22 protein-coding genes and 1 tRNA gene are annotated in these 22378 nt (G+C 59.7%); 7 read left to right on the top strand and 16 right to left on the bottom strand.

Annotated elements, in window-relative coordinates:
• Positions 1-136: 136 nt before the first annotated feature.
• Positions 137-1207: a fatty acid desaturase gene (locus tag CCX46_RS00995; protein WP_127925401.1), complete on the bottom strand. Its 1071-nt coding sequence runs from the start codon at positions 1205-1207 to the stop codon at positions 137-139.
• 100 nt (positions 1208-1307) lie between these two features.
• Between CCX46_RS00995 and CCX46_RS00990 the strand changes: the two genes are divergently transcribed.
• Positions 1308-2312: an AraC family transcriptional regulator gene (locus CCX46_RS00990; RefSeq protein ID WP_127925400.1), complete on the top strand. Its 1005-nt coding sequence runs from the start codon at positions 1308-1310 to the stop codon at positions 2310-2312.
• Between the two features lie 108 nt (positions 2313-2420).
• Here CCX46_RS00990 and CCX46_RS00985 read toward each other — a convergent pair whose 3' ends face one another.
• Complete coding sequence (locus CCX46_RS00985; RefSeq protein ID WP_127925399.1) at positions 2421-3806, bottom strand: heavy metal sensor histidine kinase; 1386 nt, start codon at positions 3804-3806, stop codon at positions 2421-2423.
• Complete coding sequence (locus tag CCX46_RS00980) at positions 3796-4476, bottom strand: heavy metal response regulator transcription factor (protein WP_038367211.1); 681 nt, start codon at positions 4474-4476, stop codon at positions 3796-3798. The genes CCX46_RS00985 and CCX46_RS00980 overlap by 11 nt, the downstream gene beginning before the upstream one ends.
• A gap of 135 nt (positions 4477-4611) precedes the next feature.
• Between CCX46_RS00980 and CCX46_RS00975 the strand changes: the two genes are divergently transcribed.
• Together CCX46_RS00975 and uraH are read left to right on the top strand one after the other, a co-directional pair.
• A complete protein-coding gene (locus CCX46_RS00975; protein WP_127925398.1) occupies positions 4612-5097 on the top strand; it encodes a GlcG/HbpS family heme-binding protein in 486 nt (161 codons plus the stop codon).
• 12 nt (positions 5098-5109) lie between these two features.
• Positions 5110-5520 (top strand): hydroxyisourate hydrolase, encoded by a 411-nt coding sequence (gene uraH, locus CCX46_RS00970; RefSeq protein ID WP_127925397.1) that lies wholly within the window; start codon positions 5110-5112, stop codon positions 5518-5520.
• A 126-nt stretch (positions 5521-5646) separates the two neighbouring features.
• Here the strand turns inward: uraH and CCX46_RS00965 are convergent, their stop codons facing one another.
• A complete protein-coding gene (locus tag CCX46_RS00965; RefSeq protein WP_127925396.1) occupies positions 5647-6324 on the bottom strand; it encodes a Crp/Fnr family transcriptional regulator in 678 nt (225 codons plus the stop codon).
• Positions 6325-6408: 84 nt separating this feature from the next.
• Here CCX46_RS00965 and CCX46_RS00960 point away from each other — a divergent pair, with 84 nt between their 5' ends.
• On the top strand, positions 6409-6933 hold the full coding sequence (locus tag CCX46_RS00960; RefSeq protein ID WP_127925395.1) for an Mpo1 family 2-hydroxy fatty acid dioxygenase: 525 nt from the start codon (positions 6409-6411) through the stop codon (positions 6931-6933).
• A 117-nt stretch (positions 6934-7050) separates the two neighbouring features.
• Here the strand turns inward: CCX46_RS00960 and CCX46_RS00955 are convergent, their stop codons facing one another.
• The 6 genes from CCX46_RS00955 to dibA form a co-directional block, all read right to left on the bottom strand.
• On the bottom strand, positions 7051-8040 hold the full coding sequence (locus CCX46_RS00955; protein WP_095113898.1) for a sulfate/molybdate ABC transporter ATP-binding protein: 990 nt from the start codon (positions 8038-8040) through the stop codon (positions 7051-7053).
• 3 nt (positions 8041-8043) lie between these two features.
• Positions 8044-8916: a sulfate ABC transporter permease subunit CysW gene (gene cysW, locus CCX46_RS00950; RefSeq protein WP_127925394.1), complete on the bottom strand. Its 873-nt coding sequence runs from the start codon at positions 8914-8916 to the stop codon at positions 8044-8046.
• Between the two features lie 13 nt (positions 8917-8929).
• On the bottom strand, positions 8930-9748 hold the full coding sequence (gene cysT / locus CCX46_RS00945) for a sulfate ABC transporter permease subunit CysT (protein ID WP_038367238.1): 819 nt from the start codon (positions 9746-9748) through the stop codon (positions 8930-8932).
• A gap of 173 nt (positions 9749-9921) precedes the next feature.
• Complete coding sequence (locus tag CCX46_RS00940; protein ID WP_038367242.1) at positions 9922-10935, bottom strand: sulfate ABC transporter substrate-binding protein; 1014 nt, start codon at positions 10933-10935, stop codon at positions 9922-9924.
• Positions 10936-11070: 135 nt separating this feature from the next.
• On the bottom strand, positions 11071-11253 hold the full coding sequence (gene oscA, locus CCX46_RS00935) for a sulfur starvation response protein OscA (protein ID WP_007917682.1): 183 nt from the start codon (positions 11251-11253) through the stop codon (positions 11071-11073).
• 238 nt (positions 11254-11491) lie between these two features.
• Positions 11492-13411: a phosphodiesterase DibA gene (dibA, locus tag CCX46_RS00930; protein WP_127925393.1), complete on the bottom strand. Its 1920-nt coding sequence runs from the start codon at positions 13409-13411 to the stop codon at positions 11492-11494.
• A 146-nt stretch (positions 13412-13557) separates the two neighbouring features.
• On the opposite strand from dibA, the gene desA reads away from it, so the two are divergent.
• Positions 13558-14742: a delta-9 fatty acid desaturase DesA gene (desA, locus tag CCX46_RS00925; protein WP_127925392.1), complete on the top strand. Its 1185-nt coding sequence runs from the start codon at positions 13558-13560 to the stop codon at positions 14740-14742.
• A 143-nt stretch (positions 14743-14885) separates the two neighbouring features.
• Positions 14886-15875, top strand: coding sequence for a GGDEF domain-containing protein (locus CCX46_RS00920; RefSeq protein WP_127925391.1), 990 nt, complete (start codon positions 14886-14888; stop codon positions 15873-15875).
• 136 nt (positions 15876-16011) lie between these two features.
• Here CCX46_RS00920 and CCX46_RS00915 read toward each other — a convergent pair whose 3' ends face one another.
• The 3 genes from CCX46_RS00915 to gabD all read right to left on the bottom strand — a co-directional run bounded on the left by CCX46_RS00915 (position 16012) and on the right by gabD (position 20266).
• Positions 16012-17223, bottom strand: a complete 1212-nt coding sequence (locus CCX46_RS00915) for a response regulator (RefSeq protein ID WP_127925390.1) — start codon at positions 17221-17223, stop codon at positions 16012-16014.
• 137 nt (positions 17224-17360) lie between these two features.
• Positions 17361-18638: a 4-aminobutyrate--2-oxoglutarate transaminase gene (gene gabT, locus CCX46_RS00910; protein ID WP_007917687.1), complete on the bottom strand. Its 1278-nt coding sequence runs from the start codon at positions 18636-18638 to the stop codon at positions 17361-17363.
• Positions 18639-18823: 185 nt separating this feature from the next.
• Complete coding sequence (gene gabD / locus CCX46_RS00905) at positions 18824-20266, bottom strand: NADP-dependent succinate-semialdehyde dehydrogenase (RefSeq protein WP_007917688.1); 1443 nt, start codon at positions 20264-20266, stop codon at positions 18824-18826.
• Positions 20267-20708: 442 nt separating this feature from the next.
• On the opposite strand from gabD, the gene CCX46_RS00900 reads away from it, so the two are divergent.
• A tRNA-Arg gene (locus CCX46_RS00900) sits at positions 20709-20785 on the top strand.
• Between the two features lie 120 nt (positions 20786-20905).
• Here the strand turns inward: CCX46_RS00900 and CCX46_RS00895 are convergent.
• Genes CCX46_RS00895 through CCX46_RS00885 form a run of 3 tightly spaced genes read right to left on the bottom strand, consistent with a single transcriptional unit; the run spans position 20906 to position 22370 of the window.
• Positions 20906-21175 (bottom strand): hypothetical protein, encoded by a 270-nt coding sequence (locus CCX46_RS00895; RefSeq protein WP_238704369.1) that lies wholly within the window; start codon positions 21173-21175, stop codon positions 20906-20908.
• A 20-nt stretch (positions 21176-21195) separates the two neighbouring features.
• Positions 21196-21792: a hypothetical protein gene (locus tag CCX46_RS00890; RefSeq protein ID WP_127925388.1), complete on the bottom strand. Its 597-nt coding sequence runs from the start codon at positions 21790-21792 to the stop codon at positions 21196-21198.
• Entirely contained in the window at positions 21789-22370 is a 582-nt protein-coding gene (locus CCX46_RS00885) for an RNA polymerase sigma factor (RefSeq protein WP_177413890.1), read from the bottom strand. The genes CCX46_RS00890 and CCX46_RS00885 overlap by 4 nt, the downstream gene beginning before the upstream one ends.
• Between the last annotated feature and the right edge of the window lie 8 nt (positions 22371-22378).

Here is a 22378-nt window from a genome sequence, read left to right as displayed (position 1 = left end):
TTTCGCCATACATCGACCTGTGAAAACGAGTCGATTATGGATTCGACAAAGCTATTTCACGTCGGCGTAACTCTTCAATATCCCCCGATCAGTCCCCTCTCCCTCCGGGAGAGGGCTAGGGTGAGGGCGTCTTCTGTCAGGCCTCAACCGCCTCACCAGACACCGCAACTTCATCCCGACGAACAAACCGGTTCGCCCGCCCAAACGTCCCAAAATCATTAAACCTAACCCCCATCTCACGCATCACCTTATGCGCCACCGGCACGGTCATCTGGCGGATGTAAAACGGCTCCTTCACCACAAAATGATGAATCCCGTGACTGCTGCCAAAGTTGAAGCAGAACGCCTGCAACGGCCACAGCCACCAAGGGTTGAGCACCTGACACTGCTGCAGCACATTGCCCAGTTCAACATCGCCGTAGTAATGCATGTTCGAGCTGATGAAGTGCAGGCAAAAGGTGCGCAACACGTTCGGGCCGATGATCACCACGGCGGCGATATCGATCACCTGCATCACCGACAACGTTGTCGCTGACCATTCGATCGGCGAGCCCAGCAGATAGGCGATGCCATTGGCCGCGTGAAAACCGAGAAACACATACCACGCGCCCCAATGCACCAGCGCCAGCGGCGCATACACCTTCAACGTGCGCTTGATGATGCTGAACTTGTGCGCCCAGGTCTTGGCCCGCAGCATGCGGATGAACGCTGACATGACGTTGTCGCCAACCATCAGCAAGCGCGCGAAGCCCCACGGCTCGCCGTTGGTGATCGCGCGTTCTTCCATGTCGGTTTCAGTGCCGGAGACCTTGTGGTGATTGAGGTGCAGATGCCGACGAATCCATGGATTGATCGTGCTCGGCCGCGCCAGCCACACCAAGCCCATCATCAGATTGTGCGGCACGCGCTGCTTGCGGAAATACATGCTGTGGATCAGGTCGTGTTCCAGTTCATGGGTCAGCGACGCGAAAAACGCATTGAGCAGCAGGCAAACCCACCACGCCATGTGGCCGCTGATGTACAGCGCCGCCGAACCAATCATCCCGATCAGGGCAAAGGCCAGAATCCCCGCACCCAGCGCATCCTGATGCTTGAGAATCGGGTAGCGCTCGCGCAATTCGACGCCTTTGGCCAGCACCACTTGGCGAATATACGCTGATCGCTGGGCCGCATTGTGTCGCTGGCGACTTGCAGAAGTACCGTCCATGCTTCCATCCTCGGGTTTATGATGTTCGCATCGTGCCTCGCCAAGGCTTCAATTGCGGTAGCCGAGAACGCCAACCTGTTGACCGGAAGCGCCAATCAGCATGAAGGAACCGACCTCCCTCGCCAGCTGGACCCGAGCCTTGCGCAAACAACTCGATGCGCTGGGACTGGACAGCATTGCCCTGTGTCAGCAGGCCGGGCTCGATCCGAATTTGATGGACGACCCCAACGCGCGTTATGCGCTGTCCGGCACCACGCGCCTGTGGGAAATTGCCGTGCAGGTCAGCGGCGATCCGGCGATTGGCTTGCGTGTGTCACGTTTTGTCAGCCCGACCACGTTCCATGCCCTCGGTTATGCGCTGGTCGCCAGCGGCAGTTTGCGCGAGGTGTTCGAGCGCATCGTGCGCTATCACCCGGTGGTCAGCGACGCGCTGGAACTGGAGCTGAGCCGCAGCGACGACCGCTATCAATTCCGTCTGAAAATTCCTTCAGGCAATCCGGCGCCGGCCTTCGAAGCCATCGATGCGTTTACCGCGATCTACGTGCGCACCTGCCGCAATCGTCTTGGTCGCGATTACGCGCCGCTGGCGGTTTATCTGCGCCGCCCGGAACCGAGCGATGCGCTTCAATGGCACAAAGTCTTCCGCGCTCCGGTGCATTTTGGTTGTGCGGAGGATCGCCTGGAGTTCGCCCTTGCCGACTTTGACAGTCACCTCGACGACGCCAACCCGGAACTCGCCGAACACAACGAAGCCGTGCTCAAACGCACCATGGCCCAGCTCAAACCGCTGACCTGGGAGCGCAAGGTGCGCGATGCCATTGAAGAACAATTGCCGGAAGGCGAGCCAAGCGCAGAGCGGATAGCCCAGGCGTTGCACCTGAGTTTGCGCAGCCTGCAAAGGCATCTGGCGGATGAGGGTTGTCGCTTCGACACGCTGCTCAATGAGAGCCGCGAGAATCTGGCGTTGCTGCATCTGCGCGATCCGCAGTGCTCGTTGAGTGAGGTGAGTTATTTGCTCGGGTTTGCCGACACCAGCAGCTTCAGCCGCGCGTTCAAGCGCTGGACGGGGCTGACGCCTGGGCAGTTTCGTGATGGGTTGCGCTGACTGATTCCAGGGTTGGGTCGTCAGCTCCCACGCCTTCGCGAGCAGGCTCGCTCCCACATGTGAAACGCATTCCAAATGTGGGAGCGAGCCTGCTCGCGAAGACGTCCTTCAATTCACCACAAAACCCAGCTCAAAAACCGTACCCGCCGCATCACTGTTCACCCACACCTGCCCTCCATGCAACAGCATGATCGATTGCACGATCGCCAATCCCAACCCACCCGAATCCCCCGGCTCCGCGCGCGAAGGATCAACGCGGTAGAACCGGTCGAACAGCTTGCCCAGATGCTCCGACGCAATTGTCGGCCCGAGGTTGTGCACCTGCAACCAGCACCAACCCGCCTCATCGCGGCGACGCAGGCTGATCACGGTTCCGGAGTCAGCGTGGCGCACGGCATTCGCCAGCAAGTTGCCCAGCGCACGTTGCAACAGTTGCTGATCGGCAAGCAGTTCGCCATGCAGTTGATTGTCCAGGCGCAACTCGCGGTCATCGGCCAAGGCTTCAAAGTAATCACACAGTTCACTGCCAACGCTTTGCAAATCCAGCGTTTGCAGATTGAGCGCGCGCTCGGCCTGCTCAGCGCGGGCCAGGAACATCAGGTTTTCCGCCATGCGCTTGAGCCGTTCGAACTCTTCCATGTTCGACGCCAGCACTTCCTGATACTCCTCGGTGCTGCGCGGATGATTCAGCGCCTGACCGTTGCTCGCCAACAAGGTGTGCAGCGGCGTACGAATCTCGTGGGCGAGGTCGGCGGAGAACTGCGACAGGCGCTGCACGCTGTCGTCCAGCCGCGCCAGCATGCCGTTGAGCGCCTGCACCGGTTCGAGCAGTTCGGCAGGCGTGCCGTTGGCGGGCAAGCGTTGATCGAGGCTGCGCAGATCGATGCCGCGTACCGCTGCGCTCAACTGCCGTAACGGTTGCAGACCCCGGCGCAACAACAGCAAGCCCAGGGCAAAGGCGAGCAACGCGCCTAGTCCAACGGACAGGTACAAGCGCAAGCGATAGCTACCGAGCATCTGCTCGCGTTCACTCAGCACTTTGCCGGCGATAACCGTCAGCGGCTCACCGTCCGGTCCTTGTGCATCGCCGGATAACAGGGCCAGTTCGGCACCATCCGCAGCCTGCCAGGTCAGCACATCGCGGCGCTGCGGCGCCTGCTCGCGGGGGATTGCGTTCAGCCTCGGTAGATCGCGTTGACGTGGGTTGATGGCGATCACACTGGAGCCATCGGCGCGGCGCACCAATAGCAGGCTGTCGAGATTGCCGAGCATGTTCTGATACAGCCGCGGCCGTGCCTGCAAGGCATCGAGGCTGTCGCTGTCGGCGAGCAAGGCGCGCACTTGCTCCAGTCGTCCAAGCAATGCGAGGTCGTCGCGGTAGGCGATTTCCGAGGCCAGCGAGCGGTAAAGAAATACGCCGATAGCACTCAACACCAAGGCGCAGACCAATGCGAACGCCAGCGCCAGGCGCCAGGCGATCGACCTAGAGCGCATCGTCGGGCGCTTCCAGTTGATAACCGACACCGCGCACGGTGTGGATCAGTTTCGGCATGTAGGGATCATCGACTTTGGAGCGCAAACGACGCACTGCAACCTCGACCATGTTGGTGTCGCTGTCGAAATTCAGGTTCCACACCTGCGAGGCGATCAGTGTGCGCGACAGCACTTCGCCCTGGCGACTGGCGAGCAGTTGCAGCAGGGCGAACTCCTTGTTGGTCAGGGCAATGCGCTGACCACCGCGACTGACGCGGCGGCGCAGCACATCGATTTCCAGATCGGCGATAGTGTACGACTCGGCTTCGCGCATCGGCCCGCGCCGCAGCAACGTGCGTACCCGCGCGAGCAGTTCGGCGAAGGCGAAGGGTTTCAGCAAGTAATCGTCGGCGCCCAGTTCGAGCCCGCGCACGCGGTCTTCGATGGCGTCCTTGGCGGTCAGGAACAATACCGGCGTGGCGCCGCGCTGGCGGATCAGTTGCAGCAATTGCCAGCCATTGAGGCCGGGGAGCATCACGTCGAGGATGATCAGGTCATATTCCTGCTGCTCGATAAAGTAACGACCATCGAGACCATTGAGCGCCACGTCCACGGCAAAACCCGACTCGCCCAGGCCCTTGGCGAGGAAATTCGCGGTTTTGGCTTCATCTTCTACGACCAGCAAACGCATGGCACACCTCGATTGATAGACACACAGGCTAGGCGCCTTCGGCGGCGTTGCCCATTACAAACTTGTAATCAGACTGACGAGGTTCTGACGAAGACCGGCGATTAAGGTGGCGACCTCAGCTTTTGGAGCCTGCCCATGACCGTCAAATACTTCGTTGCAAGCCTGATGATCGGCCTCAGTGGCGTCGCTGTCGCCAGTCCTGAGCTGCCGCGTCACGCTGATCTCGACCTGAAAACTGCACGGCTGCTCGCCGACACGGCAATGGCCAACTGCACCGGCACGGTGTCGGTGCTTGATCGGGGCGGCAATCTGCTAGTGACCCTGCGCGGCGATGGCGTCGGCCCGCACAACACCGCCGCCAGCCAGCGCAAGGCGTACACCGCGCTGTCGACCAAAACCGCCACCCGATTGTTTGCCGAACGTGCTCGCAGCAATCCGGAAACCGCCAATCTCAATACCCTCGACGAGTTGTTGTTACTCGGCGGCGGCATTCCGTTGTTCCTCGGCACTGAACTGGTGGGCGCGATGGGCGTGGCCGGTTCCGGCGGCGGCGAGCAAGACGAAAACTGTGCGATCAAGGCTGCCGGGAAAACCGGTCTGGCCATCACCCGTTCCCAATAAGGAGTTTCACTCATGACGACTATGCGCATGACCCTTGCCGCGCTCGGCCTGAGCGCTTTTTCGAGCCTGGCACTGGCGGCCGGTAATCCGTTGAGCGTGCACGTGCTCAATCTGGAAAATGGCCTGCCGTCGCCGGGCATTAACGTGACCTTGGAAAAACACGTCGGCCAGAACTGGCAGCCGTTGGCCCAAGGCACCACCAATGAACAGGGGCGGATCGCCGAGCTGTTCCCGGCCAAGCAGCCTTTTGAAGCGGGTGAATACCGCGTGGTGTTCAAGACCGGCGAGTACTTCAAGAAGATCAAGCACGACACGTTCTTCCCGGAGATTCCGGTGATTTTTGAAGTGAAGCAGACCGATCAGCATTACCACATCCCGCTGCTGCTCAGCCCGTACGGCTTCTCGACCTATCGCGGTTCCTAAATCAACACAGATCAAAAATGTGGGAGCGAGCCTGCTCGCGAAGGCGTCGGGTCAGTCGAAATGTCAGTTGAATGACCCACCGCTTTCGCGAGCAGGCTCGCTCCCACAGGGGATCTCAGGTGCCCGTTAGATCGTGGCGAGGGCGCGCAATCTCACGGCATCAAGGATTTCGATCTCGCCATACCCGAGTCCGATAATCCCCTGCCCCTGCAAATCCTTGAGGATCTGGTTGGTGGTCTGCCGCGACAGCGACAGCATCGATGCCAACTGCTCCTGAGGCAATTGCAGCACCCGGCGTGGCGCGTCGAGTTCGCCGTAGCCTTCGGCAATCATCAGCAAGCGATGAGCCAGACGCGCCGGCGCTGGCAGCAGGCTCAGTTGTTCCAGATTGATAAAGGCCAGGCGTAGTTTGTGGCTCATCAGCAACGCCAGATGTCGCCAGTACACTGGATTTTCATCAAGTAGCTTCAGTAACGGTGCCTGCGGGATATTGAGCAGCGTGCACGGCCCGACCGCATAAGCGTCATGGGTTCGCGGCAGGCCATCGAACAGGCAGATTTCGCCGAACCAGTGCGGCGCCTCGACCAGACTCAACAGCGCCTCCTTACCCTGCTCACTCACCGCCCCGATGCGCACGGCGCCATCGAGCACCGCGTACAAGCCGCACGGCGCATCACCACGCTGAAACAAGCGCTGCCCTGCCGTCAGCCGCCGCTCCCGGGCCGCCGCGAGCAGACTATCCTGAAAGGACACCGGCAGATGACTGAACCACTGGCCGGTCATCAATCGCGAACGAATTTGCATAAACACTCCTGGATTGTCGCCTGCCTGACAGAGCGAACCCTGATCCCGAGGGATGATGCGATCAACCCTACCGGAGGAACAACAATGAAAAGCCTCGTCGACCATCTCAGTCAATACGCCGCCTACCACCGTGACCCGCGCAACATCGCCAGCCACTTTATCGGCATTCCGTTGATTGTGGTGGCCGTGGCGGTGTTGTTGTCGCGTCCGGAATGGTCGCTGGGCGGGTTGTGGATATCTCCAGCGGTTATCGTGGCTTTGGCCTCGGCGTGGTTTTATCTGCGCCTGGAAATGAAGCTCGGGGTGTTGATGACGGTACTGATGGGTCTGTCGGTCTGGGCCGGGCATGTATTGGCGCAGCAGAGCACCATGGTCTGGCTGAGCAGCGGGTTAGCGATGTTTGTGATCGGCTGGGTGATCCAGTTTGTCGGGCATCACTATGAAGGGCGCAAACCGGCGTTTGTCGATGATGTCAGCGGGCTGATTGTCGGGCCGTTGTTTGTCGTGGCGGAGTTGGCATTCATGCTCGGGATGCGGCATGAATTGAAAGAGCAGATCGAGGCGCGGGCGGGGGTGGTGCGGGTCAATCCGAATCGTGCGGCTATCTAGACTTCAACCCTGCTCGTTCCCACGCTCTGCGTGGGAACGCCGCCATGGACGCTCCGCGTCCACTGTGACGCGGAGCGTCACGGGATGCATTCCCACGCAGAGCGTGGGAACGATCAGTTAAAGGCTGGCGACTTTCTGCCAGACCTTGGGTTTGAAGAACAGCGTTTCACCCTTGGCCAAGCCGATCAGGCTGTCGTGATCTTTCACCACTTCAGCCTCAATCAGATCCGTCTGCCCTTCCACCTTCAACGTCACCCGCGTGGTCGCGCCCAGTGGCCGAATATCACGCACCTCAGCGGCGTGGTGATCCTCCAGCTCATGCCTGGACAACGACACTTCGTGCGGGCGGAACAGTACGTGATTGTCGTCGCTCAGCAACAAGCGGTTCGAATCACCGAGGAAGTGATAAACGAAATCGCTGGCCGGGTTTTCGTAGACGTCGCCCGGTGAGCCAATCTGTTCGATCACGCCCTTGTTCATCACCACAATGCGGTCAGCAACTTCCATCGCCTCTTCCTGGTCGTGGGTCACGAACACCGAGGTCAGGTTGATGTCTTCGTGCAGACGCGCCAACCAGCGGCGCAGTTCTTTACGAACCTTGGCATCGAGCGCGCCGAACGGCTCATCCAGCAGCAGTACTTTCGGCTCGACCGCCAAGGCACGGGCCAGGGCGATACGCTGACGCTGACCGCCGGACAACTGCTCCGGATAACGATCTGACAACCAATCCAGCTGCACCATGTTCAGCAGTTCATGCACCTTGGTGGCGATCTGGCTTTCGCTCGGGCGCTGGTTCTTCGGTTTCATGCGCAGGCCGAAGGCGACGTTGTCGAATACGGTCATGTGGCGGAACAACGCGTAGTGCTGAAACACGAAACCGACGTTGCGATCACGCACATCGTGGCCGGAGACGTCTTCGCCGTGGAAGACAATGTTGCCGTTATCCGGGGTTTCCAGGCCGGCGATAATCCGCAGCAGCGTGGTCTTGCCGCAGCCCGACGGGCCGAGCAGCGCGACCAGCTCACCGCTGTGGATGTCCAGGCTGATGTTGTCCAGCGCCTTGAAGGCATTGAAATTCTTGCTGACGTTACGCACTTCGATCGACATGAATTATTCCTCCGCGGCGCTGGCGCGCAGGCGGTTGATACGGTTTTCGCTCCACTGCTTGAGCAGCAGGATGAAGAGCGCCAGGATCAGCAACAGGCTCGCCACGGCGAACGCGGCCACGTGGTTGTATTCGTTGTAGAGGATCTCGACGTGCAGCGGCAAGGTGTTGGTCACCCCGCGAATGTGCCCGGAGACCACCGACACCGCACCGAATTCACCCATGGCCCGGGCGGTACACAGCACCACGCCATAGATCAGGCCCCACTTGATGTTCGGCACAGTGACATGCCAGAACATCTGCCAGCCATTGGCGCCGAGCAGGCGCGCGGCTTCCTCTTCCTGCGTGCCTTGTTCCTGCATCAGCGGGATCAGCTCACGGGCCACAAACGGCACGGTGACGAAAATCGTCGCCAGCACGATGCCCGGCAAAGCAAAGACGATCTGAATGTCGTGTTCCTGCAGCCACGGCCCGAACAAGCCTTGTGCGCCGAACATCAGCACGTAGACCAGACCGGCAATCACCGGTGACACCGAGAACGGCAGATCGATCAACGTCACCAGCATGCTCTTGCCGCGGAACGAGTATTTGCTCACGCACCACGCGGCGCTGACGCCGAACACCAGGTTCAGCGGCACCGAAATCAACACGGCGAATACGGTGAGTTTCAGTGCCGACAGTGCATCCGGTTCAAAGATCGCGGTGAAAAATGCGCCGAGGCCATTCTTCAAACCCTGCGATACCACAATGAACAACGGCAGCAGCAGAAACAGGAAAAAGACCAGCCAGCCAAGGCCGATCAGGACTCTGCGCGATGTGGCACTGCCACGCCGTGCAGCGTTGGCCGAAGAGGCGGCCGCAATAGACGATTGGGACATTGTTCGCGCCTCCTTATGGGGTTTCGATGCGCCGCTGCAGCAAATTGATCAGCAGCAACAGGACGAAGGAAACCACCAGCATCAGCACGCCGATGGCGGTAGCGCCGGTGTAATCGTATTGGTCGAGTTTGACCATGATCAGCAGCGGCAGAATCTCGGTTTTCATCGGCATGTTGCCGGCGATGAAAATCACCGAACCGTACTCGCCGACGCCACGCGCAAACGCCAGGGCAAAACCGGTGAGCCAGGCTGGCAGCAGCGCAGGTACGAGGATGTGGCGGAACACCTGCAACGGTTTCGCGCCGAGGCACGCGGCAGCTTCTTCGACTTCACGGGGAATGTCGGCCAGCACCGGCTGCACCGTGCGCACCACGAACGGCAGGGTGACGAAGGTCAGCGCGAGGGTGATACCCAGCGGGGTATAGGCAATCTTGAAACCGAGATCAGCGGCGAATTGCCCGACCAGACCGGCCGGCGCATACAGCGCGGTCAGCGCGATACCGGCCACCGCTGTCGGCAGGGCGAAGGGCAGATCGATCATCGCGTCGATCACCTTGCGCCCCGGGAACGTGTAGCGCACCAGCACCCAAGCGAGCAACGTGCCGATGATGCCGTTGATGATTGCGGCACACAGCGCGGTGCCGAAGCTCAGCTTCAGAGCCGCCAGCACCCGCGGCGCGGAAATGATCGTCCAGAACTGATCCCAGGTGAGTTGGGCGGCGTGGACGAACATCGCCGCCAGCGGGATAAGCACAATCAGGCTGAGGTACACCAAGGTGTAGCCCAGCGTCAGCCCGAAGCCGGGTATGACGGGGGAGATACGACGCGACATAAAAGTCCTTGGTTAAAAAGCATTCCGCTGAACGCACCAATGTGGGAGCGAGCTTGCTCGCGAGGAGGGAGTATCAGTCAACTCTACGTCGTCTGACACTCCGCTTTCGCTAGCAAGCTCACTCCCACATTTTCCGCGCCTGGCTTCAGGCTTGATGTGTGGCTGAAGTCAGATTACTGCGCCTGATAAATCTGGTCGAACACGCCACCGTCGTTGAAGAATTTCGGCTGCGCGGTTTTCCAGCCGCCGAAGTCCTTGTCGATGGTCACCAGGTCCAGTTTCGGGAACTGCTGGGCGTACTTCGCGGCCACGTCCTTGTCACGCGGACGGTAGAAGTTCTTTGCGGCGATTTCCTGACCGGCCGGGCTGTACAGGTGCTTCAGATAGGCTTCGGCGATCTGCTCGTTGCCTTTCTTCTCGGCGTTCTTGTCGACCACCGCCACTGGCGGCTCGGCGAGGATCGACAGCGAAGGCACGACGATGTCGAACTTGTCGGCGCCGCCATCTTCTTTCAGCGCCAGGAACGCTTCGTTTTCCCAGGCCAGCAACACGTCACCCTGACCGTTGTTGACGAAAGTGATGGTCGAACCGCGTGCACCGGTGTCGAGGATCGGCACGTGCTTGAACAGGGTCTGTACGTATTCTTTGGCTTTGGCTTCGTCACCGCCGTTGGCTTTCAAGCCGTAGGCCCACGCGGCGAGGAAGTTCCAGCGCGCACCGCCGGAGGTTTTCGGGTTCGGCGTGATCACCGAGACGTCGTTCTTGACCAGATCGCCCCAGTCCTTGATGCCTTTCGGGTTGCCCTTGCGCACCAGGAAGACGATGGTCGAGGTGTACGGCGTGCTCGCTTCCGGCAGACGCTTCTGCCAGTCGGCGGGCAGGGTCTTGCCGAGTTTGGCGATTTCGTCGATGTCACCGGCCAGGGCCAGGGTCACCACGTCAGCGCGCAGACCGTCGATCACCGCGCGGCCCTGCTTGCCCGAACCACCGTGGGATTGCTGGATTTTCACGGTGTCGCCGGCGTGATCTTTCTGCCAGAACTTGATGAATTCAGCGTTGTAGTCCTGATACAGCTCGCGCGTCGGGTCATACGACACATTGAGCAGTTCGTAATCCTTGGCAACTGCGGAACCGGCAAACACAGCACTGGCCAGGGCGGCCAAAGCGTAACGGCGAATCGACGACATGGTGAAAGCTCCTGGAATTCTTGGTGGTGGCTTTTTCTTATGTATTTCGGAAATCGTGTTGCCGGTTCAAAGATCGCAGCCTTCGACAGCTCCTACGCACAGCCCCCTGTAGGAGCTGCCGCAGGCTGCGATCTTTTAGCCCGGTTGTTTACCGGGTTGCTGCAAACGGAATTTCTCTTTGCGTTCGATCTGTACGACCTGCGCGTTGTGCACAGTGATTTCCACCGCGCCAAAACGCAGATCGCGCAGGGCGCTCTGGATTTCACGCAAGATGGTGCTTTCGTCCTGACCGTCAACGCTGCGAAGGGATGCGCTCATGGTGCTGCTCCTTTGAATGGGATTTGCCTGGCAGTGGGCGGCACTGCGTTCGGCGTAGGAGCAATATAAGAGAGGCGCGGATATTCTTAAAAAGACTATTTAAGAATGTTTATATAACTGAAAAACATTATGTGGCGGGGCAAGGGTTTGCAGCCTGTTGAAGCAAAAGATAGCAGCATTCGGCAGCTCCTACAGGGATCGGTGTAGGAGCTGCCGAAGGCTGCGATCATTTGATCTTTTAACCAATCACCGGAGTTCTCGCCCAGTCAATCTCCTGTGCCGGAACCGGCCGCCCAAACCAGTACCCCTGCCCCAGATCACATTCCTGCTCCAGCAAAAACGCCGCCTGCTCAACCTGCTCGATACCCTCGGCATGCACCTGCATGCCCATACTCCGGGCCAGCGCGATGATCACCCGGACAATCGCCGCGTCGTCCTCATCCCACGGCAGTCCGGCGACGAAGCCCTGATCGATTTTCAGTTTCTGCACCGGCAAGCGCTTGAGCCGCAGCAGCGACGAGTAACCCGTGCCGAAATCATCAATCGCCAGACGAATGCCCAATTCACGCAAACGATGCATCTGCTCCAGCGCCACCTCTGGATCATCCATCACCGCGCTTTCCGTCACTTCCAGTTCCAGATACGCCGGATCCAGACCGGTGTCATGCAGCACCTGCGCGACTTGTTGATACAACTCACGCCGGGCGAACAATCGTGACGAAACATTCACCGCGACAAACGACAGCACGACCCCGGCCTGCTGCCACTCACACATCTGCCGACATGCCTGCCGCATCACCAAGGCATCGATTTCGGCAATCAGACCGGTGCGCTCGGCTATCGGGATGAACTCCGCCGGCGAGACCAGACCGCGCTGCGGATGCTGCCAGCGCACCAGTGCTTCAACGCCGATCAGGCGACTGGTTTTCAAGTCATGCACCGGTTGGTAGTAAACCCGAAGCTCCTGCTGCTCCAGCGCCCGGCGTAGCTCAAAGGCGATTTCCACCCGTTGCTGAGCGTGGGCGGTGAGTTCTTCGGTGTACAAGGCATACCCGTTGCGCCCACTGCTCTTGGCCTTGAACAGCGCCGCGTCGGCATTACGCAACAGTTGCTCGGCGCTCAACGCGTCACTGGGGAACAGGCTGATGCCGAGGCTGGCGTTGATGAACAACTGATTGCCATCAATGCTGAACGGCTCCTTCAGTGCATCGAGAATCCGTTGCGCCAGCGCTGCTGCCTGCACCGGCTGTGGACAACTCTCTGCCAACACCGCGAACTCGTCGCCGCCCAGGCGCGCCAGAGTAATGCCGGGACCAAACAGTTCTTGCAGGCGCGCCGCTACTGCCTTGAGCAAGCGATCGCCGATGTTATGGCCGAGGCTGTCGTTGATCATTTTGAAATGGTCGAGATCCAGCATCAGCAATGCACAGCCGCGCTTGTGGTTTTGCGCCGAGGCCAGCGCCTGCTCGGCGCGGTCGCTGAACAGCAAACGATTGGGCAGATCAGTCAGCGGATCGTGGTGCGCGAGGTGCTTGAGTTCATGCTCCGAATCCTTGATCGCGCTGATGTCGGAAAACACCGCAACGTAATGGCTGATCCGGCCCTGATCATCGTGAATGACCCGAATGGTCTGCCACTGTGGATAAATCTCGCCGCTTTTGCGCCGATTCCAGATCTCGCCGCTCCATTCGCCCTGAGATTCCAGGGTGGCAAACATTGCCTGATAAAAACCCGGCGGATGGTGGCCGGACTTGAACAGGCTCGGCTGCTGACCGAGCACTTCTTCGCGCTGGTAGCCGGTGATCTCGATGAACGCGCGGTTGACGTGCACGATCAATCCATCACGGTTGGTGACCAATACGCCTTCACGGGTGCAATCGAACACTGCCGCCGCTTGGCGTAAGCGTTCGCGATCAGCGTGGCGCTCACGCAAACGCGCGCCAATCCCGAGGAACTCCCACAAACGCGCTCGCGCCAGGAAAATCAGTCCGGCGCTGACTGCCGCAAACAGGTAACCGTTGATCAGTTGCCATCGGGCAAGATCGACGGAGTCATCGAAGAAATTGTTTAATAAATGATCAGTGCCCTGCAGCCAGGCAGCGGCAAGCACGAGATAAAGCAGCGCTGCACGCAAAGCATCGCGGTAAGTGGCAGGCATTCGGCTGTCCATGTCCCTACAAAAAGGTTGGAATTATAGGTCAAGAAACATTCAGCGACTCTTATCTGAAAGGGCGACTGGTTTTATCTGTGTGCTTGGTGATAATGCAACGGCTGTTTTTATCTTTATCGAGGGCCCTATAGCCTATGTGGTACGAAGGTTTTCTTGGCTTGTCGGCCTGGTCTCTGGTCGCAGTCACCCTGCTGATGACCCACGTGACGATTGTCGGCGTCACGGTCTATCTGCACCGCTACTCAGCCCATCGCTCGCTGGAGCTGAATGCCGGCCTGAAGCACTTTTTCCGTTTCTGGCTGTGGCTGACCACGGCGCAGAACACCCGCGAGTGGACCGCCATCCACCGTAAACACCACGCCAAATGCGAAACCGAAGACGACCCGCACAGCCCGGTCATCAAAGGCCTTTCCACCGTGCTGCGTACCGGCGCCGAGCTGTATCGCGCCGAAGCGCAGAACCCGGAAACCCTGCGCATCTACGGCAAGAACTGCCCCGAAGACTGGATCGAGCGCAACGTCTACAGCCGCTACCCGCTGCTGGGCGTGGCGATCATGGGCGTTATCGACCTGCTGCTGTTCGGCACCATCGGCATCACCATCTGGGCGATCCAGATGATGTGGATCCCGGTGTGGGCCGCTGGCGTGATCAACGGTCTCGGCCATGCCGTCGGCTACCGCAACTTCGAATGCCGCGACGCGGCGACCAATCTGGTGCCGTGGGGCATCCTGATCGGCGGCGAAGAACTGCACAACAACCATCACACCTACCCTAACTCGGCCAAGCTGTCGGTAAAGAAGTGGGAGTTCGACCTCGGCTGGGCGTGGATCAAAGTCTTCTGCTTCCTGCGTCTGGCCAAGGTCCAGCGTGTCGCGCCGATCGCCCACCGTGTCGAAGGCAAGGGCAATCTGGACATGGACACCGCCATGGCCATCCTCAACAACCGTTTCCAGATCATGGCCCAGTACCGCAAGTTGGTGATCGGCCCGCTGGTCAAGCAAGAGCTGGCCAAGGTCGATCATTCGGTGCGTCATCAATTCCACCGCGCCAAACGTCTGCTGTCGCGGGAAACCAGCCTGCTGGAAGATCGTCACCACGTGCGCATCCAGACCATGCTCGAGCACAGCCAAGCGTTGAAGGTAATTTACGAAAAACGCCTGGCCCTGCAGCAGATCTGGGTCAAGACCAGCGCAAATGGCCACGACATGCTCGCCGCCATCAAAGAGTGGATTCACGAGGCAGAAGCCAGTGGTATCCAGTCCCTGCGTGAATTCGCTGACCAGTTGAAAACCTACTCGCTGCGTCCTGCGGCGGTCTGAGACCGTTGATCGGTGCACCCGGCTCCCGGGTGCACCCTTCGGAACTTCGCTAAAAATCGCCTATCTCAAAGACACTTCGCCATCCCGGCGGGCTGTACTGTGGCCGTTGTCGAATTGCGGCACGTCCTTTGAGATCTGTGCCGATGGTCAATAACAACCAAAAAGACTCATCCTTCCCGCAGTGGCCCGAGGCCGCGCAAACCCTGATGGCGTTGATGCACGCCCAAGGCGAGGTCGCCCGCCTGAGCGAACGCGAGCAGCTGTTCAGCTCGCTGCTGGTCAGCGTCAACGCCGTGCTCTGGGCTTTCAACTGGGAAACCCGGCAGGTGCTGTATGTCAGCCCCGCCTATGAACGGATTTTCGGCCGCTCCGCCGGCCTCCTGCTCGCCGACTACAACCAGTGGCGCGACAGCATCTACCCCGATGACCTCGACTACGCCGAACGCAGCCTCGCCGAAGTCCTGCACAAAGGTGCGGTGGAGGATCGCGAATACCGGATCATCGCCGCCGACGGTCAGGTGCGCTGGCTCAGCGATAAGTGCTTCATCAACCGTCAGGACGAGCCGGGGCAACCGGTGATCATCGTCGGCATCGCCGAGGACATCACTGACAAGAAGCAGATGGAAACCGAGCTGCATCGCTTGGCGACCACCGACGTGCTGACGCAAAGCAGCAATCGCCGCCACTTCTTCGAATGCGCCAACCGCGAGTTCGAAGAGGCACGTGTGCATGGTTTGCAGATGGCGTTTTTGCTGCTGGATATCGATGACTTCAAAGTGATCAACGACAGTTACGGCCATCCCGAAGGCGACAACGTTTTGCAGCGGATCGCTGAGTGCGGGCGTGGCTCGTTGCGGCGCGGTGATCTGTTCGGGCGGATTGGCGGGGAAGAGTTTGCGGCGGTGTTTCCAGGGTGCGCACCAGACATGGCCATGCAAGTGGCCGAGCGACTGCAGCAGGAGATTCAGCGGTTGAGTTTCAGCCATGACGGCCAGACGTTCGGCATCACTGTCAGCCAGGGGCTGACCAGCCTTACCGGGGAAGACGAAAGCCTCGACAGCCTGTTCGCCCGGGCGGATGCGGCCATGTATGAGGCCAAGCGACAGGGCAAGAATCGCATCATTTCTGCCTGACCCGTATCTCAGCTACACAGAGATCCATTGTAGGAGTGAGCCTGCTCGCGATAGCAGTGTGTCGGACACACAGAATTGACTGACACACCGCTATCGCGAGCAGGCTCACTCCTACATTGGAATTGTGTAAGTCAGGTTATTTGCGCATCCGCATCAATTCCGGCAAGCCGATCTTCAACAACCGCGCCGTGCGACTCTTCGCCAGTTCCTCAACGCCTTCATGCTCAGTCAGATGCGCCATCTGCGCCGCCATGTTCATCACCAGCGCCTCACGGGAATACACGCCACCGCCGAGCTGGTAGACCGACGCAATCAGCTCACGCAATTCCAGCGGCAATCGCCAGCGAGTACGCAGGGCCGAACCATAAGCAGCACCGAACTCGGCCAGCGCCTCGCCGACTTCCTCCAGTTCATCCAGTTCACCACCGGCCTGCTGCCATTCCTGCAAGCAGCGCAATAACGCCAGATCCCCCAGGCGATGGAGCATGCCCGCGCAGTAACAGCGCTCCTGATCGAGATCGAGCAGCCGCGCGAGGGTGCGCGCATATTCCGCAGTGTGCAGCGACAGTCCCCAATAACGCTCGGCATAGTCCGCCAGACACGGATCACTGAGCCTGGCGCTGCGCTTGAGTGCCAGCCCCAGAATCAGGTTCATGCTCTGTCCGGTGCCCAGGCGATGCAGGGCTTGCGCCAATGTCTGAACCGGCGCGCCGTGGTGCTGCGCCGCGCTGTTGGCCGCAGCGATCAACACCGCCGTGATCTGCGGATCGGTTTTGATCTCATCTTCCAGCAGCTTCAGATCGAGGCCATTGGGATTGAGACTGCGCTTCACCGCCACCTGCACATCGGTCATCAACGGCGCGCCGTCGGCCTGCTCACGTCGACGCTCAAGAAACACTGACAAGGTCATGCCCGGCGCCAACGTCGGCACCTCACAGAACACCTCTTCACCGGCATTGAGCAGTAAACCCTGCAAACGCTCGGTCAGATTTTCCATATTCAGCGGCTTGGTCAGATACGCCGTTGGCGCCAACGGAATCGCTTCGCGCACACTGGCGCTGTCGTTGCGGCTGCTCATCAGAATGAACGGCAGCGGTGGGTTGCGTTTGCGCTGACGCACGCTGCGCAACACGCTCAAGCCATCGACGCCGGGTAGCTCCCAATCGACGATGGCCAGGTCATAAGGAATTTCGCTGAGCATCGACAGGGCTTGCTGACCATCGGCACACAGGTCCAGCCGGGCATCGCAACGCACGTTCAGCAACACTTGTTTGAGCAGGTCGCGCGACCACGGGTCAGCTTCGGCAATCAACACTCGTGGTACGGCGGGTAAATCAACGGCAGTCATGCGCGCTCTCCCTTGCAATGCCTGAACCTTAGCCAATGCTGGCCATTCGATACAGCGCTAAAGCGCCCGATGTGTTTCAAAGCGCATAAAAAAACCCGCCGAAGCGGGTTTTTTGTCGATCAGGTCACACGAGCAGATCAGAGCTCGGAGAAGCACTCTTCGATGATCGCCAGACCTTTGTCCAATTGCTCGTCCGGCGAAGTCAGCGGTACGAGGACGCGCAGAACGTTGCCGTAGGTGCCGCAGGACAGCAGGATCAAACCCTTGTCGCGCGCCTTGGCCACCACCGACGCTACAGCAGCAGCGTTCGGCTTGTGGCTGTCGCCGTTTTCGAACAGCTCGACTGCGATCATCGCGCCCAGGGCACGGACTTCGCCGATCACCGGGTACTTGGCCTGGATAGCTTTCAGGCCAGTGACCAGACGCTCGCCGACAGCTTTGCAGCGGTCCAGCAGTTGTTCTTCTTCGAACACTTCCATCACCGCCAGCGCAGCGGCGCAAGCGATCGGGCTACCGGCGTAAGTGCCGCCCAGGCCGCCCGGAGCGATGGCGTCCATGTACTCGGCCTTACCGCACACACCGGCCAGCGGGAAGCCGCCAGCGATGGATTTGGCGAAGGTGGTCAGGTCGGCAGCAACGCCCATCTGTTCCATGGCGAAGAAAGTGCCGGTACGACCAGCACCGGTTTGTACTTCGTCAGCGATCAGCAGGATGCCGTGCTGGTCGCACAGCGCGCGCAGACGCTTCATGAACTCCTTCGGCGCGACGTAGAAACCACCCTCACCCTGAACAGGCTCGATGATGATCGCGGCGATGTCTTTCGGCTCGGCGTCGTTCTTGAAGATGCGTTCGATGGAAGCGATCGAGTCGTCGATGCTCACACCGTGCAGTTCGTTCGGGTACAGCGCGCGGAAGATGCCGCCTGGCATCAGGCCCATGCCGGCCGAGTACGGCACGACTTTACCGGTCAGACCCAAAGTCATCATGGTGCGACCGTGGTAGGCGCCGGTGAAGGCGATCACGCCAGCGCGGCCGGTGGCGGCACGGGCGATTTTCACGGCGTTTTCCACGGCTTCGGAACCGGTGGTCACCAGCAGGGTTTTCTTGGCGAAATCACCCGGAACCTTGGCGTTGATTTTTTCGCACAACTCAACGTACGGCTCGTAAGCCAGAACCTGGAAGCAAGTGTGAGTCAGCTTGTTCAGCTGTTCGGTCACGGCGGCGATGATTTTCGGGTGCACGTGGCCGGTGTTCAGTACAGCGATGCCGCCAGCGAAGTCGATGAACTCACGACCTTCAACGTCAGTCACGGTAGCGTTCTTTGCCGATTCAGCGAAGATCGGGTGAATCTGGCCAACACCACGTGGAACAGCTGCGGTACGACGGGCCATCAGTTCAGCGTTAGTCTTGCTCATTACAGTCCTCATTCGCCGCTCATCGGGCGGCGTGGTTCAAGGATTAAGCGGGAGAAATCGACGGTGGCAGCATGCGATGATCGACTGCCACGGCGTTCCTGGCCGCAGAGAAAATTCCGGTTTGAAACCACGCAAAGGGACAGCGCTCTCGTGCCCTTTGCGTTTGCAGCGATCCTTGTCCGAGCTTAGATGCCCAGGCAGAGGTATTTGATTTCCAGGTAATCTTCGATGCCGTACTTGGAGCCTTCACGGCCCAGGCCCGAAGCCTTGATGCCGCCGAATGGCGCGACTTCGTTGGAGATCAGCCCGGTGTTGACGCCGACCATGCCGTATTCCAGCGCTTCAGCGACACGGAACACACGACCGAGGTCACGAGCGTAGAAGTACGAAGCCAGACCGAACTCGGTGTCGTTGGACATCGCGATCACTTCGGCCTCGTCTTTGAAGCGGAACAGCGGCGCCAGTGGACCGAAGGTTTCTTCCTTGGCCACGGCGGCATTTTTCGGCACGTTGGTGAGGATGGTCGGCTCGAAGAAGTTGCCTTCCATCGCCTTGCCGCCAGCCAGCACGGTGGCGCCTTTGGCTACGGCGTCAGCGATGTGCTCTTGCACCTTGGCCACGGCTTTTTCGTCGATCAGCGGGCCAGTGGTGGTGCCGTCTTCCAGACCGTTACCGATCTTCAGTTTGGCCACGGCCACTTTCAGCTTCTCGGCGAACGCGTCGTAGACCGAATCCTGAATGTACAGACGGTTGGCGCAGACGCAGGTCTGGCCGTTGTTGCGGTACTTGGAAATGATCGCGCCTTCGACGGCCTTATCCAGATCCGCGTCGTCGAACACGATGAACGGCGCGTTGCCGCCCAGTTCCAGCGAGACTTTCTTGATGTCCTTGGCACATTCCGACATCAGTTGACGACCGATTTCGGTCGAACCGGTGAAGGACAGTTTGCGCACGATCGGGTTGCTGGTCAGCTCGCTGCCGATGTCGCCGGCGCTGCCGGAAACGACACTGAACACGCCCGCAGGAATGCCCGCGCGCTGAGCCAGTTCGGCCAGTGCGAATGCGGAGAATGGAGTTTGCGAAGCAGGCTTGAGCACCATGGTGCAACCGGCGGCCAGTGCCGGGCCGGCTTTACGGGTGATCATCGCCGCCGGGAAGTTCCACGGGGTGATCGCCGCGGTCACGCCGATTGGCTGCTTGATCACGATCAGGCGCTTGTCTGGCTGGTGACCCGGAATCACGTCACCGTAGATGCGCTTGGCTTCTTCGGCGAACCACTCGATGAACGAAGCGGCGTAAACGATTTCGCCCTTGGCTTCGGCCAGCGGCTTGCCCTGCTCAAGTGTCATCAGGCGCGCGAGGTCGTCCTGGTTCTCGATCATCAGTTCGAACCAGCGACGCAGCTTGCCAGCACGTTCTTTGGCGGTCAGTGCACGCCAGGCCGGCAGCGCTTTGTCAGCGGCTTCAATGGCACGGCGGGTTTCGGCGGCGCCCATTTTTGGCACAGTACCGAGGATTTCGCCGGTGGCCGGGTTGTTGACCTTGATCGTCTGACCGTTGTCCGCATCGACCCAAGCGCCATCAATGAAGGCTTGCTGGCGGAACAACAGGGTGTCTTTAAGCTGCATGTCGGCTTTCCTTAACAGCACCGCGGCCTGCGCGGAGCAAATTATGATTGTAGAAAGGCGCCTCGCGAGGCTGCCGTCAGGGAAATCAGTGACCGGGTGTGGCGCATCAACCGTGGACGATTGGAAACACCGGCGCTTCAACGCCCGGTCAACGAGCGTTTGAAATCTCAAACGGATCGTAGGATCAAAGGGGTTAAAGGACAATAGGTCGTTCGAAAAAAAGAACAAAAACGGCGTGTTTGTGGAATTTTTCAGATCAACGAGCCAAAAGCCTCAGCCGCAACAAAACCATAGAACAGTCCCGAGAAAGCGCCAAGCGAGGGTTTTGCAGGACGTTACAGCTTTATGGAATGCAGCGATTTGCGCCGACACGCGCACTGACAATCCGTGCCGAAACCCAGCATGGACGCCCCGAGCCGACCTAGGTATGATGTCGCCCGCTGCACCAGTAGCTCAGCTGGATAGAGTACTGCCCTCCGAAGGCAGGGGTCGTGGGTTCGAATCCCGCCTGGTGCACCATTGATTTAAACGAGAAAGCCCCGGACTGTGATGGTCCGGGGCTTTTTTGTGGAAAACGGTTTCAATTGAAGTTGAGCGTGTCAGTTATTCGGTTTTACCGAACAACTGGATAAAAGCCCGTTACTCCGTCGTCCAATCAAACTCGTCGTAATCATCGTCATCCTCTTCCTCCTCAACCTCCTCTTCGAAAACCTCGTCTTCATCAACGACATCTTCTTCCGGCTGACTCAGCAGAAACTCCTTACGCGTCTCGGTAATCGCTCGCCTCATCTCCTCGCCCTTCTCCGGGCAGTTGAGCAGTTGGGCGATGCGGTCAATTTTTGCTGCCACGTTGTCCTCCAGCGTATTGGCAATGCCCCGATAGTGCGCGTTTTTGCGGGGCAATGCCAAATGGCTGAGGGATCAGGCGGTCATTTTTTCTGCAACTGTTCCAGTCGGGCGTCGAGATCGACGTTCGGGTAGCGTTTGTGCAGGTTGTTGAACAGGCTGTCGGCGGCTTGCGATTGGCCGGATTCGCGCAAGCGCAGGACTTCGCGCAGTTGCGCGTCTAGGCCGTTGGCCGGGGCGGCGGCGCGCTTGCTGAATTTGGCCTCGTCGGCGCTGATGGCTTGATCTTGCATCGGCGCGGCCATTTCCATCATCGGCACGGGTGCCGGCATGGCGCCGGCCGGGGCAGACAATCGGTGCAGTTGCGCTGAGTCCGTTTCGGTCATGGGTACAGCAAGCTTCGGGGCTGGGGCGTAGTCGTACTGGCGCAGCGGCTCAGGAGCGCGCTGTACCAGTGACAACATCAATGCCACGCCAACGAGGCTGGCGAACGCGACTTGCCAGCGTGGTTTGCGGCATATACCCAGCCAGCGTTGCCACAGGCTTGGTTTCGGCGCAGGGGTTTGACGCTGCGCAGCGTTGAGGATGAACGCATCGAGATGCGCTGGCGGTTCGGCATTGTGCTGTTCACGCACATGCTTGATCAGCGGATCTTCGGGTGTCTGGCGGGCGTCAGTCATGTCAGTACCTCCTCGGCCAGCAGCCGACGCAGTTTTTGCTGGGCGTAGCGCAAGCGGCTTTTGACGGTTTCCAGCGGTGTTTCGGTGAGGCTGGCGATTTGCGCCAGATCGAGGTCGCCGTGGGCCCGCAGCAGGAACACTTCGCGCTGGTCGACGGGCAAGCTTTGCAGGGCGTTTTCCAGGCGCTGGCTGTCACGGCTGAGGCTGAGCAGTTGTTCAGGATCATTCGCTTCATCGCTGACGGCATGTGCCTGCTCGTCGTAGCTGTCGTGCAGCGGTTGTCGGGCGCCGTGTTTACGCCAGTGATCGATCAGGCGATTGCGGGCGATCTGGAACAGCCATGTGCGAAAAGTCGCCCGGCCTTGTGGCTGACTGCTGCTGCGGATCAGGCTCAGCCAGGTCTCCTGAAATACTTCGTCGGCCAGTTCCGGTTTGCCGCTCAAGCCGAGCAGAAACCGGTACAAGCCTTGGCGATGGCGGGCATACAAGATCTCGAACGCGGCACCGTCGCCCTCGCGATAACGCGCCAGCAGCGACTCATCGCTGCTGGCGGTTGAGCTGTCTGCCGAGGCAAACAGCTGACTGA

This window comes from Pseudomonas sp. RU47 (genome assembly GCF_004011755.1).
In the GTDB taxonomy this organism is placed as follows: domain Bacteria; phylum Pseudomonadota; class Gammaproteobacteria; order Pseudomonadales; family Pseudomonadaceae; genus Aquipseudomonas.
The sequence above is the reverse complement of the archived record's forward strand: the minus strand, read 5'-3'. Positions and strand labels throughout refer to the sequence as shown.